Here is a 15,760-nt window from a genome sequence, read left to right as displayed (position 1 = left end):
AACTCTCCTGCAAAGTTGTTGTCCAATAGGATCAAATACGCATCATAGAGGAGATTTTTCCATGCTTTCACAGGTCGCTCAGAAACCGCACACACATTCACAGTCTGCCCCACAGAAAGGAAAAACTAGCACTAAGCATACTGCGAGAAGATCTATGGCTGTAAGCCACGACACATGGAGCCAGCACCCAAAATGCTCCGAACGCAAAGTGGAATGGATGAACATGCGCCAAAAATTGGTTCAGCCTCATCCACTCAAAGATTATGAGATTCCCGATAGCATTGACCCTAAGAATCTGGACAAGGATTTCGATCAACTACGGGATGATCTGGGTGAATTTTCTCTGGGTGATGAACTGGGAGACTTTTCTCCGGAAAGAGTTTCTATCTCCAAAGCGTTTGGATTAGACCCTGTTATTCTCTCTCAAAGGATACAGGACGCTGAAACAAAAGAGTGTGAACGCTTATCTCTGGAACAAGATGTTGCGGGCTTCGTAAACCACCTGACACATGCTTTTGTGTCACCTAATCAAGATAAAGCGGCAAAGCATTTCACAATCTGCATGGAAGAATTCAGGAGAGTAGCCAAAGCACTTCCAAAATCTGAATATGCCAGAAGCCTTATTAAAAAAGCTTTAAATATGCTGGCAGACAAAATGGATTTTCTGACAACGGAAGTTAGAAAACACTGTATTAGACAAACCTACCGTCACGCTGAAAAAGACAGAGTCATAACCACATGTTCAACAGAGGAACAAAAAAATCAGGTTCAGGCCATACAAGACTTAATGGCGTTTGAAGAATACCAGCTGGATATTAATCACATAGTCGCTGAAGTGGCAGATCCTTCCCAGCCTGGAGACTCTTCAGATGAAGGGGAAGGTGAAGAAGCGTTATCCAGTTCCGACCGTGCTCCAATGAGACCAGAAGAAGAAGCAAAAAAATCAAAAGAAGAAAGTGAAAAAAAGGCAAAGGATGATGAAGAATATAGAAAAGCCATGGCCTCAATAGGTGAGATCGAAAGAAGCAAGCAGGAATTTGAAGAGCGAAAAAAACAGTCGGAGCTTGATAGTCTTGACCAATGGCAAAAGCTTTTGACAAAAAAACTCGAGGAAGAAAATTTAAAACAAAGGAAAAGTTTTCCTGCACCAGGAAACACTGCCACAACTTTATCCCCTTCTTTAGACAACATCAAAGAAAGAGATGAACAAGAACAACATAAAGATAGTTCTCTACCACCCACTTCAGAAACGTTGCGCCCTGCTCCATTAATGCTGGTTAAACCTGTAAAAACAAAGGAGATGACGAAAACAAAGACGAAATTCAAAATAATTGAACAAAGGAAGCAGGAAGTTGCCGATGCTCAGGGAGATCAAGAAAAAATGGCAGCAGCTACCAAAAAAATGGTGCTTATGGCTGATGCAGCCAATGCGAAAGTTGTTGAGAAAACAAGAGACATTGCCAAAAAACCACTTTCTAAAGATAAAGTCATCAGTAAAACGGGGCATCTTGTTGATGTACGTGCTATTCAGGATGAAGTCGTGCCACCGGGAACACGCCCTCCCGAAGTAATGGCCATTAATAACGAAAAGCCCGGAAAGCCTGCCAATATACATTGCACCTTAGTGGAACTTCTTGAGCAACCTGTTATGAGGCGATTTGATTCTCCAGCCGATGTTTCTCCTGAAGAGGCTAGAAGCTGGTCTCTTACACAACTGAAAGCCGCGTTTGAAAATAAAGCTGGACGCTTTAGCGACACCCAGAGAGAGTGCATAAGAAAGCATTTGCGGACACTACAAAGTTTTCTTGGAAACAAAAGTTACCCCTTCAGTTATTTCAAAGATATGGCAACACCCGTTAAATTGCCTGAGGAGCCCTTTGGATTAATTGCACAAAGTCTATACGATGAATGGATAGGGTTCCCCATGGTTTCCTATGCAGACTACACAAAGATCCATGCCTTTGATAATTCAACGCGCTCTCGCTTTCTGGTAGAAATATTTTCCGAAGCCACAATGAAGGTTTTGGAATCCTTATTCCCTGACAAAGCCGGAATGAAAGGAAAAGTCAGAAGCCAAGATTTATGTCCTAAACCTGAAGATGCATTCGACGTTGGCTGCGTAACCCATACGAGCGGTATTCGCATAGCAATGTTGTATTCTCCCTCTAAACGCTCTCACTATTTAGCGGTTCGAGAACATGGGAAAGAAAGTGTAATCCCTTGCAAAGGGAAGAATACCAGTGAATATCTGGGAGGAAGAAGAAGTCCCAATATTGCCTACCAAAACATAGGAGTACCTATGATTAGCGATAGTGGAACCTCCGCATTAGCCGTTCCAAGGTGGACTTCTTTACCCTATAAACCAACATTTTGAATGTCCGAAAGCTTACCCTGCACATCCGATGCGGGGTATTTTTAAAACCCTCAGGTTATATCTTCATTGATTTTAAAAACCCGCCTGGCATTTTCACGAAGAAACTTGGGCCAGACTTCATCTTTGAAAGGCACTTCGGGCAACTCTCTGAAAATACGATCCAGAGAGATGCCCATGGGGAAATAACCTGCATACATGACCTGATTGGCACCCCGGGTGTTGACAAACTCTATGATCGATTCCGGATAATATTTCGGCGCAAAGGCACTGGTTGAATAATAAAGGTTGGGGTATTTCAGCATCAGCTTCCAGGCCAGATCGTCCCAGGGTTCACCACCATGCCTCATGACTACTTTCAGCTCCGGGAAGAACCAGCAGACTTCATCCAGCAATTCCACTTTCTGTGGCGCCATGGGCAAACGCGGGCCGGGCACACCGACACAGACACAAAAAGGCAGATCCAGTTCCACCAATTTGGCATAGATCGGATACCACTTCTTATCGTTGATCGGCACCTGGGGACACAAACCGGATGGAAAGCCTGTCACCGCCTTAATCCCGTATTCGTGATACAGCCTCTCGATCTTGCGCACTTCATCCATGGCATTATTGGGGTTGGCTTCATAAGAAGCCATAAAGCGGTCAGGAAAACGCTTTAAGGCTTTCATAGCGGTGTCATTATCTTCATCAAACCCCATCAAGGCTTTATCAATGTTGTGTTTGTCCATCTGCTCAAGAGTGTAGGCAATGTAATCTTCCTTTTTACCGGCCTCCGGAATATCCGTGAACATATACTGGGCAGGCATTTTGAACATCTCACGGCTCTCGGCATCCAGCAGCATCGGCTTCATATATTCGTACCACTGACTGTTGTCTTCACCGGGTACACTGAGCATGAGGTCAATGATCTTTATGTCATTAGGCATTGGCATGGGAATAGTCCCTTATTGTTATTTTATTGGGTTCTATTGTGCAGAGCAGGACAGGAATCGACAACTTCTATTCAGGCTACCGACTTAAATCGATAGCCTGAATGCAAATTATTTGGCAGGGAGGACGTGCAAAAGCACCGCAAAGAAGTGGCAAACGCTACCACCCAGAACGAACACATGCCAGATAGCATGGTTAAAAGGCAGTTTTTTCCAGAGATAGAAAACGGCTCCCAGGGTGTAGGAGAGCCCACCGGCCACCAGCCAGTAAATACCTTCCAGAGAGATCTTGCTGGCCAGCTCTTTTGAGGCAAATAGAACCAGCCATCCCATCAGGATATAAGTGGATACTGAGAGCTTTTTAAACCGTGGACCAAACCAGACTTTAAAGGCTATTCCTGAAAACGCCAGCAGCCAGATAATGGCAAACATGGTCCAGCCTACTGTCCCCCTCATACTGACCAGCAGGAACGGTGTGTAGGTACCCGCGATTAGAAGATAAATGGAACAATGATCCAACAGCTTGAAAACCTTCTTGGTCTTTGCGTGCTGAAAACTGTGGTACAACGTTGAAGAGAGAAACAACAGTATCAGTGTTGCTCCATAGATACTAAAACTGACAATACGCCAGACATCCTGCTGTTGGACTGCAAACACCACCAACAGAGTTAAACCTGCCACACTGAGCAAAGCTCCCAGGCCGTGGGTGATACTGTTCGCAATTTCTTCTGCCAGGCTGTAGCTTCTGGACATTAAACGTCTTCCTACTTACTGTACTAAATAGCCCCAATATTGACGTTACAGAAATGGATTTTGACTTGACTCACTTTAAAATAAAGGGCCAGCCTTAATAACATCATGATTTTCATAAACTTTACGCTCTTTTAAAGCCTCTGGAACTTCATTAACAGCCACCAGGAATTGATTATACCACCGCCTTAATTGGTGTACCGGGCCATCTCCATCACAAAGAACCGGGTTGTCAATCGTGACCTTATCCTTCCAGATAGCCAGATCAGCGAATACACCCTGTACGTTCTGATCAATCATCTCGTTACAGTATTCAATTTGTGCCACTATATTACCTTGCATACCGGGTGGAATAAGGTATTTAAAACCTGCCAGAAACTCAAAGCTGTTCAAGCTGGTCGGCACATTCATCACCAGTGACAATGATCTTACATCAGGCTCTTCATCAGGAGTTATAGTCATACGATGCAACATATAACTTGGCCCATGATAGGTGGCTTCAGAATCTACAACACCTGACTGACCCCACCCCTTCATGAGTTGCGTATATTTATGTCCTTCACTGATATTAGTGAAGTGATTGATTTCTGAACTGCCATGAACCTGAATAAAATGTGCTTTATCCGCCATATTATCAATAACTTCTCTGCTATTGCTTTTGACTATGGTTCGACGAATAACCCAGGGAGTCCAGTGCTCTTCAAAAACTTCTTCATCTCTAGGAATTGCCTGCTCAGGAATAGAGCCTCCACCATCAGGATCAAACCAGAGAAAAACCAGTTGATTTTCCTCCATCACTTGCCAAGATTTTATACGAGCCTTGACAGGAATTTTTTTAGCGTATGGGATATGCTTACAATAACCATCCCCCCCCCAGTGCCAGGCATGAAATGGGCAAACGACTGAATCACCAACAATCAAGCTTCCTTCACTTGCCAGGTTAGCTCCCATATGGGGACAATAAGCGTCCAGAATGTGCACTTTTCCACTGTCAGCCCCCCTGTATGCCACTATTGATGTACCAAAATAGTCTAGTTTTCTGGGAGTAGAAGTAAATTCATAATCTGCACCGATACAAAACCAACCTCGCGGAAAACGATCAGGAAGTTCCCCTTTAATTTCATAGGGCTCAATATCTGCTCTGCTTGTCTGCTCCATTTTAAGGTGCTCCTTCGTCCTATCAGAAAGTTTGGATCAGCTCTTGTCAATAAACGTTTCGGCTCTGTTCACAGTACATACAATAGATGTTCGTTGTTGCACCCTTTAAAGCCATTGATACCATGGTAAGTCGTGTTTTTGGAAGAAGCTGTAATGAGCCTTCATATGGTTTATCAAAATCGCCAACATCTATTTTGAATAAAGTCAGCGTTTCAATGTTTAACATGTATCATTCTGAACATAACTACTTAAAAAAAAAAGAGTGTGTCGACACTCAAAGTTATTCAATGGAAAGCAGTTGACAAAACAATCTCCAACTAATCCAAAAAGACTAGTGGTTAATTAAAGTTGTAGTGATAGGCTCAAAATCAAAGTGCTTAGGAGACAGTCAGGACTTACATATTTCAAGTAGGCTCTGTTCAAACTAAATGTTGGCAGCATACGGAATGTCGCGGAGAGCCTTGCAATTCGTTGCATTCACAAAAATACAGCTCCCCTCGCCATTACTGGCTTTCGAGAGTACGCCAACATCTATTGTGAACAGAGCCTTTCAAGTAATTAAAGTAATAAGTGCGACAGATCAGGTAAATCCGCTGTACTTTTTCAAACTAACTCTTTCTGAAAATTTACAGATGACTGTTATTTAAAAATCATAAAAAAGTTGAGAGTAAAGCAAATGCCAACCACCCTGTTCAGATCTCCACTCGCTCTAGCACTTTCCATTGCCTTGTATGGAGGACAGCTTTATGCTGAAACAAGGGCTTTGGAAGAAGTCATTGTCACTGCTCAAAAACGAGAACAAAATCTGCAAGACACACCAATTGCCATATCCGCTTTTAACGTTTCAGCTATTGAAGAGCAAGGTATTGAGGACATTTCTGATATAAGTCAATATCTGCCGAATGTAGAAATAGCCCCCTCCCCTGGAGGCAATACAGGAGCAACTATTAGTATACGAGGGTTGGTTACAGGTAATCCTGCAGTGACCTGGGAGCCTTCGGTAGGTATCTATGTTGATGGTGTTTTTGTAGCCAAGAATGTTGGTGGTTTATTTGATGTTGCTGAGTTGGAACGTGTTGAAATCCTTCGTGGCCCACAAGGAACCCTTTATGGAAAGAACACTTTGGGTGGAGCCATTAATCTGATTACACGCAAGCCCTCTGAAGAGTTTGGTGGCACCTTGAAGTTATCAAGCGGGAATTATGATTACAAAGAGGGCTTTTTCAGTCTTGATACCGGCAGATTGGCTGAACGAGCAGCATTCAATATAGCTCTGAGTGTCAGACAGCGTGATGGCTTCTATGACAATACGTCAAGAGCGTCAGAAGCAGCAGATGAATTTAAAAAGCTGGATACTACTGCAGTAAGACTGACTGGTTCTTTTGATATTACTGACCAGCTGGAAGCCTTTTATATTTTTGATCAAAGTAAAAAAGACAATACACCCTCTTTTGCTCAGCTGGACTTACCTGGCAGCCGTGTTGAAAGAAGAAGAGAAGGCGCTAATGATGGCGGTATTGAAGATACTTCTGACACTTTTGGGCATGCGTTACATCTCACCTATCAACTTTCTGACATTATTACCTTGAAATCCATTTCAGCCTATCGCTCCACCAAATTCAAAGATGCTGGCGACTATGATGGAACAGACGTAATTGGTTTCCATACCGTCCGTGATGTGGAATCAGACCAGATTTCACAGGAATTTCAGTGGTTAGGAAAAAGTGATCGTTTTGATTATGTCTTGGGAGCCTTTTATTTTAAAGAAGACTCTGATGCTTTAAACCCTTTCCATCTTTTTGGAAACAATAATGTGGTGAGGAATGGGTATGGAGTCAAAAGTGAGTCGCATGCTTTATTCGGTCAGTTAGATTACTATCTGACAGACCAGTGGACACTGACAGGCGGGATTCGCTGGACCAGAGAAGAGAAAGAAGCCTTTTTGCAGCGACAGGATAACACCCCTGGAAGTAATTTTGGTGGTAATATATCCAGACTCCAGGCTAGGGATGACTGGTCCAACATATCCCCTACGGTGGCTTTGACGTATGCCTTCTCCGACGACACCAGTGTTTATTTCAAAGTTTCCGAGGGCTGGAAAGCAGGGGGGTTCAATGGTGAAGCTCCAAGTGTAGAGGCATTCAAACAATCTTACGATGAAGAAAAAATAACAGCATTTGAAGCAGGTCTGAAATCGCGTTGGTTTAATGACCGCTTACAGCTGAATACCGCCCTGTTTCAAAATAATGTCAAGGATCTTCAGATATCCAACTTCCAGGGAGCCTATTCGTTAGTCGATAACGCAGGCAGGGCAACTATGCGAGGTATTGAACTGGAAGCCATGGCAGTATTGACTAACCAGCTTACCTTTAACCTGAATTATGGTTACCTGGATTCAAAATACGATTCCTATAAGGATTTGAATGGTAATGAGTTAAAAGACACCAACAGATTTACTTATGCGCCTGAGAATAAAATATCAGCAGGACTGACTTATCATCAGGATCTTGGTTTTGCTAACCTGACAGGCCGTCTTGATTACAGTTGGGTAGATACAATTTATCTTTCTCCAAATCCTGTTGCAGCCGAGTTAACAAAAACAGGTGATTACAGGTTATGGAATGCACGTATAGCCCTTGAAGAGATAAAAATAGGTCCAGAACAGACATTGGAAATAGCTGTCTGGGGCAAGAATCTGGGAGATGAAGAATACAGGATTAACGGGATTACTGTTGGTGGCAACAATAACGGGACAGGAGCTGTCAATTATTACGGCGACCCCCGAACTTATGGTATTGAAGCAGTATACAGATTCTGACTACAAGATTTTAACAATTGATATGAAGCCCAAACAGGAACACAGCCCTTTTCTAATTAAGTGTTCCTGACTTGGCTTATCTGCTTTCGTAAACATTGTGTTGCTCAATGTTATGAACTGCTGAGCAGTCTAAAATCTCGGTCAGGTTCCGGGAATTAATAATATTGAAGGGATCACTATTATAGAGGCATGTCTTGAGGCAGACTTGCCTGAACGAAATATTTCTGTCAAAAAAAACTGACAGAATTCATGTATTCAACCAGCCCATAACAGTATCAATGAATAAAAATAAATGTTTATGCCATGTCGGACTCCTCCTTGCTGTCGCTGTTTCAGGGAAGACCTTGGCATCCACTATTGAAGAAGTCACTCGTACTGGTCAGGATCGCATCCAGTCAGGCCAGAAAGCTCAACAACAAATAGAAGCTATTGATAACCAGATCACATCACTGGAAAGAGACTACCTGCACTTATCCAAAGTGACGGAAGGCATTAAAACTTACAACTCAGTACTGAAACAGCAGCTGGATAGTCAAACAGCAGAGATTGCCGATATCCAGAACTCCATTGAAAACGCTGCTGAAATTGAACGACAGATCATTCCTTTAATCACACGAATGATTCAAGCGCTGGATGCTTTTGTCACTCTGGATACCCCCTTCTTAACAGAAGAACGCCAGCAACGTGTCGCTTCATTAAAAACCTTGCTGGGACGCCCTGATGTATCAACAGCAGAAAAACTTCGTAAAGTGTTTGAAGCCTATCAGGAAGAAAACAAATACGGCCGGACCATTGAAGCCTATCGCGGACAACTGGAGCTGAAAGGCTCTCCCCGTGATGTTGATTTTCTGAGGGTTGGTCGAGTGGCATTACTGTATCAAACAGCATCCGGCGATCAGATGGGAGCCTGGAACTCTACCACCAGGGAATGGCAGTCACTGGAAGCATCTGACTACCAGAGACATTTAAGTCAGGGCCTGAAAATAGCGCGAAAGCTGGCTGCTCCGGATTTGTTATCGATCCCCGTATTCAATGTTGATGCCAAAGGAGAAGCCCTGTGAAAACGTTAAAGGCTCTTATCCTTGGCGCATCGCTTATTCTGCCTTCAGCTCTTTCAGCAAACGAACCCGTCACTCTTGACGCACTGCTGGAACACATCAAAAAAGGCAGCATTGAAGATCAAACCCAGCATAAAAACCGTCTGGCCGAGTTTCGTAAGGACAGAGCTGAACAGCAACAGCAGCTGAAAACGCTCCAGCAGGAAAAAACTCAGCTGGACAGTATCAGCAAAGACTATGAGCAACAGTACGAAAAGAACAGCCAACAACTCGATGAATTAAATGAAGCATTGTCGTTAAAGCTGGGTTCAATGAAAGAGCTGTTTGGCGTGCTTCAACAGACCGCCAATGAGAGTCGCTCACAGCTCAGCGCCTCTATTACTCAGGTTCAATACCCCGAACGGGATGTTTTTCTTGAGAACTTCTCCGAAAGAATGGGCAAAGCTACACGACTGCCAGACCTGCAGGATATTGAACGACTCTGGTTCGAGCTTCAGCAGGAAATGACAGAGTCCGGAAAAGTTGTACGTTTTCAGGCTCAAGTCACTGATACATCCGGTGAAACACAACTGACAGATGTCACCCGTGTAGGTCTTTTTAATGTGGTCAGCAGCGAAAAATACCTTCAGTACATTGCAGAGACTGGCCGTCTGGTAGAACTGCCCCGTCAGCCACAAAGTCGTTATCTCAATGCTATTGCTGATTTGAACACTCTTATTAACAACGCAGATAGCACAACCCCAACCACATTTTCTCTGGACCCTACCCGTGGACAGCTCCTTTCCATGCTGGTTAACGTTCCGAACTTGAAAGAGAGAATTGAGCAGGGTGGGATTGTCGGCTACGTCATTCTGGCTCTCGGCTTCCTGGCTCTGCTGGTGACTCTGGAACGGTTAATTTCTCTCGGTCTGACAGGCAGCAGCATTCGAAAACAGATCAAACAGCCAGACACAGCAGGTAACAACCCTCTGGGCAGAATTCTGGCAAGCTATGAAAAGAATCGTTCTGCAGACCCCGAAACGCTGGAGCTGAAAATAGGCAAGGCTCTGATGAAAGAAGTGCCTGCTATCCAGAAACGACTGACGATACTTAAAGTCATCGCCGTCATTTCTCCTCTGCTGGGACTGCTGGGAACCGTCACCGGTATGATCGTGACCTTCCAGGCTCTGACTCTGTTTGGTACAGGCGACCCCCGTCTTATGGCTGGTGGTATCTCCCAGGCTCTGGTCACCACTGTTCTGGGTCTTGCGGTCGCTATCCCAACCATGCTGCTTCACTCTCTGGTATCCAGCAAAGCCAAGGTTCTGTCCCAGATTCTGGAAGAACAGGCGGTGGGCATCATTGCTGAACAGGCTGGTAAGGTGCAGACCGTTGCCGAGCCAAAAGCCAAGAGTAGCCAAACAGTCAACAAACCTGCTGAAGCAATGGCTTAAACACGGCAGGAGAATGCAATGGAACAGATACTGATTTCGATCAGAGACTTTCTGGAACTGGGGGGCACGGTACTGACCGTGATCGCCCTGGTAACAGGACTTCTCTGGGTACTGGTGCTGGAAAGAATCTACTACCTGAAATTCCACCATCCGAAAATGGTCAGCAAGGCTCTGACACTTTGGCATGCGCAGGACCACAATGAACCCTGGTTTACCCAAAAACTGAAGCAGAGATTGATGTCTCTGGTCAGCCTGAAGCTGGAGCGTAATCTTGCCCTGATCAAGACATTGATTGCCGTATGCCCTCTACTGGGCCTACTGGGCACCGTGACCGGTATGCTGGAAGTCTTTGAAGTCATGTCCTTCACCGGTACAGGAAACGCTCGGGCTATGGCCTCTGGCGTCTCCAAAGCCACTGTGCCGACCATGGCAGGCATGGTCACTGCCCTGTCCGGAATTCTGGTGATTACCTGGCTGATGCGCAGCGCCCAGAAAGAAAAACGACTGCTGAATGAGCGCATGCTTAATCAGGCTCAGCAATCTCTCACTTCCCTTCCGGCTGGATGCCCATAGCGGAAGAAAAATATTTTGCACCGAGCTCAACCATAACAAAGTCGCAAGATATTTTTCACGGTACAGTTTAAGGAGAAAGCATAATGAAGAAATTTTCCTGGCAGGAAGGCATGGGTGACGAGGAGCTGAATATTGATGTCACACCCATGCTGGACGTGGTGTTTATTCTGCTGATCTTTTTCATCGTCACCGCCAGCTTCGTCAAGGAAGCCGGTATAGACGTCAATCGCCCACAGGCTTCCACCGCCGTTCAACAGGAGAATGCCAGCATTCTGGTAGCCCTGACCGATGATGACAGCATCTGGATTGATGGCAGAAAGATTGAACAGCACGCCCTTCGAGCCAATATCGAACGTCTGCATGCCGAGAACCCCAAAGGTTCCGTGGTGATTCAGGCTGACAAAGATTCACGCAATGAGTTGCTGATTGCCGTTATGGACTCTGCCAGAGCGGTGGGAGTCAGTAATGTCGCCATTGCTACGGCAGAGGGTGAATGACGTGAGTCCACAAGCCATAGATATTGAGCAAAACTTTCGGGAGCCTCTGCTTGCCAGACGGCTTCTGACGGTTGCCCTTCCCGGAGCTGTGATCACTCTGGCACTTTGCTGGGGCATGAAGGCCCTGATCGATCTGCCATCAGGCAATGCCGAAGCCCAGCGTTATGGGGATGTTCTGGATTTTGTCCGGGTCAAACCCAAAGAGGAACCCGTTAAAAAGAAAGAACGTCCTGCAAAGCCGGAAACACCCAAAGCGCCTCCACCGCCACCGGCCATGCCTCAGGTAAACACCGATGCTCCAGTATTGGAAAAAATCGCTACTTCGCAGCCTTCCATTAATCCCGCCATTAATATGGATGGTCTGGGTTTTAATCTGGGCAACCTGCAGGAAGGTGCATACCTGCCCATTGTGAAAGTGGCTCCAATCTATCCAGAGCGAGCTATCAACCGTGGCATAGAAGGTTATTGTACGGTGGAGTATACCGTCACTCGTGAAGGCCTTGTGAAGGACGTCAAAGTGCTTGAGTCTCTCTGTGACAGCTGGCTATTCCAGAAACCTTCCATCAATGCAGCCAAACGTTTCCGCTACCAGCCCAAAGTCGTGAATGGTAAAGCCCAGGAAGTAAAAGGCGTCAAAAACCGCTTCACCTATCAATTACAGGGAGGTAACAATGGTTAAGCTTTCTACTCTGCGTAATGCACTGCTCTGCTTTACGCTGGTTGCCTCTATGGAGCTCCAGGCTACGGCTATGTCCGAGTCTGTATACCGATCGCTGGAAAGTATCCGAGACCAGGTCAACGAAACCCAGTATCAAGCGGCTCATACTGAGCTAAAAAAACTCCTGGCCGACAATAGCCGTCTGTCATCCTATGAGAAAGCACAGATCTGGAACCTGACCGGGTATACTTTTTATCTCGAAGACAACTACACCAAAGCAGTGGATGCCTACCAACAGGTACTGAAACAGGAAGATCTTCCGGATGCTCTGAAACTCAGTACCCGAAGAACACTGGCCCAACTCTGGTTCAGTATGGGTCAATATAAGGATGCGCTTGAACAAGCCCGCTCAGTCACTGCTGATCAAAAAACACAGGACACGGGTCTGAGCATCCTGATGGCCCACTGCCTCTATCAGTTAAAGCAGCACAAGGAGTCTGCCAAAGTTATCCAACTGACAATACATTCCTCCCAAAAGCCGGAAGAAAGCTGGTATCAGCTACTCAGGGCTAACTACCAGATTCTGGAAGACTTCCCTGCTGTAGCCAAAGTACTGGAAGAAATGGTGACGCGTTTTCCAAAAAAAGACACTATGCTGGCACTCTCTGCCATCTACAGTCAGATGGAAAAACCCAAAAAACAACTGGTCTTACTGGAAGGATTGTTTGAAACCGGTCAGCTGGACAGCGAACCTCATTTAAAAGCACTCGCAACAATACTTTTGCAGCAGGACCTTCCCATCAAATCCGCCAAAGTCTTGTCCCAGGGACTTAATGCCGGATTTATGGAGTCTTCACTGGATAACCTCAGACTGCTGGCTCAGGCCTGGCTGCAGGCAAGGGAAGACGACAAAGCCCTCCAAACTCTTAAGAAAGCTGCAGCTCTGGATAACACGGGTCAGTCGTCTTTACTGATGGCCCAACTGCATCTGCGCTCGCAAAAGTGGTCAGAAGCTGAGACTGCTTTGAAGTCAGCATTGACGAAGAATCTCAAAGATCAGCCCACCGCTCAGTTAATGCTGGGGATGGCCCAGTTTAATCAGAAAAAATTTCAGGATGCGCTGGTTGCTCTTGAGACCGCTTCAAAACATAAGAAAACCAGAACCTCTGCTCAACAGTGGTTGGACTATACAAAGATAGAGATAAATCGCAGTGAAGCTGAGAGATGAAATCGATAAAGTAAAGATACTTTAAAAGGCTTCTAACTTTTTGATAGGATCAGATCAACTTATAAAAGAAAAAGCAAATGGGAGTTTCAGCTGGATTAATACAATAAGTGCAATCGACTGATATTTCGGATGTGAGCCAGCTGCTGGTACATTTCGTAGCGATCACACTCAGAAATGGACGTTAGGAATGAGTACACAAACCAGACAATACAAACAACTGACTCTGGGGCAACGATACCAGATTGAAGCCCTTCTTGGGACAGATCTTCTGCAAAAAGAAATCGCAGATAAGGTTGGCATCACTGAGAGTACTTTATCCCGCGAATTGCACCGTAATGCCAGTAATGACGGATACTATGCCGAAACCGCTCATGCCCTGACTACTCAGCGTAGAGCGTCCCCCACAAAGTTCAGCAAATCAAATGAACGACATATGCCGATCATCAAGAAAGGTTTATCTCTCGGCTGGTCGCCGGAAAACATCAGCGCACGGATGAAAGTGGAGGTGCCTGAGATCGCCCTCAGCCATATGACTATTTACAAGCGTATAGGTGCCAACAAGACTCAGGGAGGAACATTGTATAAAGAGCCACCCCGTTATGGAAAAAGGCGCTGCAAAGGCGGTAAACGCAAGGCCGGGCGCTTCTTGATCCCCAATCGTGTCGATATTAGCGAACGTCCTGAAGTGGTCGAACTCCGCTCCCGACTGGGCGACTGGGAAGGCGATACGGTATTTGGGCAGGACGCTCATCTGGTGACCCTGGTTGACCGAAAGAGCCGATATACGCTCATTGGAAAAACGGATACCAAACAAGCTGAAACAGTGGCAGACACGATGATTAATCTGCTGAAACGAGTCTCAACCGTTTGCATCATCACACTGGATAACGGAGGCGAGTTTGCGGCTCATGAGAAGGTATCAAAAGCTATGAATGCTGATGTATTTTTTGCCAAACCTTATGCCAGTTATCAGCGAGGAACTAACGAAAATACCAATGGAATTATCCGTCGAACCTGGCCAAAGAAAATAGCTCTTGGGAATCTTTCAGAGGAAAGTATTCGAGAAACTGAACTCTTGATCAATACGATGCCGAGGAAGGTTTTAGGAGGGCGGACTCCTCTCGAAGTCTACTCCGGGGTGTCGATTGCACTTATTGCTTGAATCCAGCACCAGTCATCGACTTTTTTTGATCCTGTTGCCAGGCTTTTCGTACAGGACTCTGAGGACTGAGGCCCAACCGTTTGAGCATTTTACCGACGGCTGCTGGGTGCATAGACACTCCAAACTCAGACTTGATGACAGAAGCTACAATATCCCGAGTCCACATAGCCTTATAAAACCCAAAGTCAGTGGGGAGCTTTGATGAAATAATCAGTGTGAGCTCTTCTCTCTGTTGCAAGCTCAGTTTGGAAGGCCGACCGTTGATAGGTCGAGTTTTCAGGGCTTCCAAGCCACCTCGTTCATAACGATCAATCCAGTCGTAAACGCATGACCTGTGAGTAGAATACTTTTCGGATAGCTGATTGACAGTGGCGCCCTCCAGCCATAGGTGTATAGCCTCTAAACGAATAGATTCTCGAACATCATGGGAAATTTTACGGCCGTCGACTTTGCTCATGTACACCTCAAATATGAGGTGTCAGTTATACAGAAACTCTTGTCGGGAAGTTTTGGCCCAGATCAATAGTTCAATTTCATATCCTGAACTCACGCAAAATGGCCGAGACAATTTATTTATGATAGAGACTTGATCTACTTTATATTTATCAGAACGCCACCAGATGATTAATTCAGAGTATGTGTGATCTTTGAATTTATTTGCATAAGAAATATGAAATCCAAATTCATCATGTGATAAGCCGTCTAATGCGTAATATTTTTCATGTCCCTTTTGAGAGAGCTTTTTCTTAAAGCTTTCGATCTTTACACTCGATCCTTTTTTAATGCCATAAGGTCCATGAATATCGAATTCATCGGGATATCCATTAAATTGCAATTCCATAATTTGTAACACACAATCAATTGTGGCATCTCTTTTTATTGAATTCTGGTCACTATCTATCGAGTACAGCTTAATTGCTGTGAATTCATTCTCTGTATTCTTCTTTAATTTGAACAAAACTCGAATTCTCTCAATGCATAACGCCTGCATGAGCCGCGCGCCGAAGGCGCGTCGGGTGGAGCCCTTTAGGGCGGAACGAATTCCATGCTTTTGTTAGGTTTCTTTTATTTTGCAGTATGATGCTATTGATAGTGTAAGAAAAGAAAGTGACCAAAGAATTC

14 protein-coding genes are annotated in these 15,760 nt (G+C 45.1%); 9 read left to right on the top strand and 5 right to left on the bottom strand.

Translation table 11 applies throughout. The features are described 5' to 3' along the window. The first annotated feature begins 154 nt into the window (after nt 1–154). Nucleotides 155–2,374, top strand: coding sequence for a hypothetical protein (locus WG89_RS07830; protein WP_062263829.1), 2,220 nt, complete (start codon nt 155–157; stop codon nt 2,372–2,374). Between the two features lie 50 nt (nt 2,375–2,424). Here WG89_RS07830 and WG89_RS07825 read toward each other — a convergent pair whose 3' ends face one another. The 3 genes from WG89_RS07825 to WG89_RS07815 form a co-directional block, all read right to left on the bottom strand. Next, entirely contained in the window at nt 2,425–3,306 is an 882-nt protein-coding gene (locus WG89_RS07825; protein ID WP_062263826.1) for an amidohydrolase family protein, read from the bottom strand. 108 nt (nt 3,307–3,414) lie between these two features. Beyond that, the gene (trhA, locus tag WG89_RS07820; protein WP_062263823.1) at nt 3,415–4,056 is read right to left on the bottom strand and encodes a PAQR family membrane homeostasis protein TrhA; all 642 of its coding nucleotides are present in this window, start codon (nt 4,054–4,056) and stop codon (nt 3,415–3,417) included. Between the two features lie 75 nt (nt 4,057–4,131). Continuing rightward, nucleotides 4,132–5,211 carry a 3-ketosteroid-9-alpha-monooxygenase, oxygenase component gene (locus WG89_RS07815; RefSeq protein WP_062263819.1) on the bottom strand — a complete coding sequence of 360 codons (1,080 nt, stop codon included), beginning with the start codon at nt 5,209–5,211 and terminating at the stop codon, nt 4,132–4,134. A gap of 676 nt (nt 5,212–5,887) precedes the next feature. On the opposite strand from WG89_RS07815, the gene WG89_RS07800 reads away from it, so the two are divergent. From WG89_RS07800 to WG89_RS07765, 8 genes are all read left to right on the top strand, one after another. Further along, on the top strand, nt 5,888–8,029 hold the full coding sequence (locus WG89_RS07800) for a TonB-dependent receptor (protein ID WP_062263810.1): 2,142 nt from the start codon (nt 5,888–5,890) through the stop codon (nt 8,027–8,029). A 278-nt stretch (nt 8,030–8,307) separates the two neighbouring features. Next, nucleotides 8,308–9,090: a DUF3450 domain-containing protein gene (locus WG89_RS07795; protein WP_079253716.1), complete on the top strand. Its 783-nt coding sequence runs from the start codon at nt 8,308–8,310 to the stop codon at nt 9,088–9,090. Then, nucleotides 9,087–10,520, top strand: coding sequence for a MotA/TolQ/ExbB proton channel family protein (locus WG89_RS07790; RefSeq protein ID WP_062263804.1), 1,434 nt, complete (start codon nt 9,087–9,089; stop codon nt 10,518–10,520). The genes WG89_RS07795 and WG89_RS07790 overlap by 4 nt, the downstream gene beginning before the upstream one ends. 18 nt (nt 10,521–10,538) lie before the next feature. Continuing rightward, the gene (locus WG89_RS07785) at nt 10,539–11,093 is read left to right on the top strand and encodes a MotA/TolQ/ExbB proton channel family protein (protein ID WP_062263801.1); all 555 of its coding nucleotides are present in this window, start codon (nt 10,539–10,541) and stop codon (nt 11,091–11,093) included. A gap of 83 nt (nt 11,094–11,176) precedes the next feature. Beyond that, entirely contained in the window at nt 11,177–11,590 is a 414-nt protein-coding gene (locus tag WG89_RS07780; protein ID WP_062263798.1) for an ExbD/TolR family protein, read from the top strand. A gap of 1 nt (nt 11,591) precedes the next feature. Then, a complete protein-coding gene (locus WG89_RS07775) occupies nt 11,592–12,269 on the top strand; it encodes an energy transducer TonB (RefSeq protein WP_062263794.1) in 678 nt (225 codons plus the stop codon). Then, a complete protein-coding gene (locus WG89_RS07770; RefSeq protein ID WP_062263792.1) occupies nt 12,262–13,476 on the top strand; it encodes a tetratricopeptide repeat protein in 1,215 nt (404 codons plus the stop codon). The genes WG89_RS07775 and WG89_RS07770 overlap by 8 nt, the downstream gene beginning before the upstream one ends. Nucleotides 13,477–13,663: 187 nt before the next feature. Beyond that, nucleotides 13,664–14,638 carry an IS30 family transposase gene (locus tag WG89_RS07765; RefSeq protein WP_062263789.1) on the top strand — a complete coding sequence of 325 codons (975 nt, stop codon included), beginning with the start codon at nt 13,664–13,666 and terminating at the stop codon, nt 14,636–14,638. Here WG89_RS07765 and WG89_RS07760 read toward each other — a convergent pair. Further along, nucleotides 14,628–15,095: a helix-turn-helix domain-containing protein gene (locus WG89_RS07760; protein ID WP_062263786.1), complete on the bottom strand. Its 468-nt coding sequence runs from the start codon at nt 15,093–15,095 to the stop codon at nt 14,628–14,630. The genes WG89_RS07765 and WG89_RS07760 overlap by 11 nt on opposite strands. 21 nt (nt 15,096–15,116) lie before the next feature. Then, nucleotides 15,117–15,596 carry a hypothetical protein gene (locus WG89_RS07755; protein WP_153301476.1) on the bottom strand — a complete coding sequence of 160 codons (480 nt, stop codon included), beginning with the start codon at nt 15,594–15,596 and terminating at the stop codon, nt 15,117–15,119. Between the last annotated feature and the right edge of the window lie 164 nt (nt 15,597–15,760).

The organism is Endozoicomonas arenosclerae, assembly GCF_001562015.1.
In the GTDB taxonomy this organism is placed as follows: domain Bacteria; phylum Pseudomonadota; class Gammaproteobacteria; order Pseudomonadales; family Endozoicomonadaceae; genus Endozoicomonas_A; species Endozoicomonas_A arenosclerae.
The sequence above is the reverse complement of the archived record's forward strand: the minus strand, read 5'-3'. Positions and strand labels throughout refer to the sequence as shown.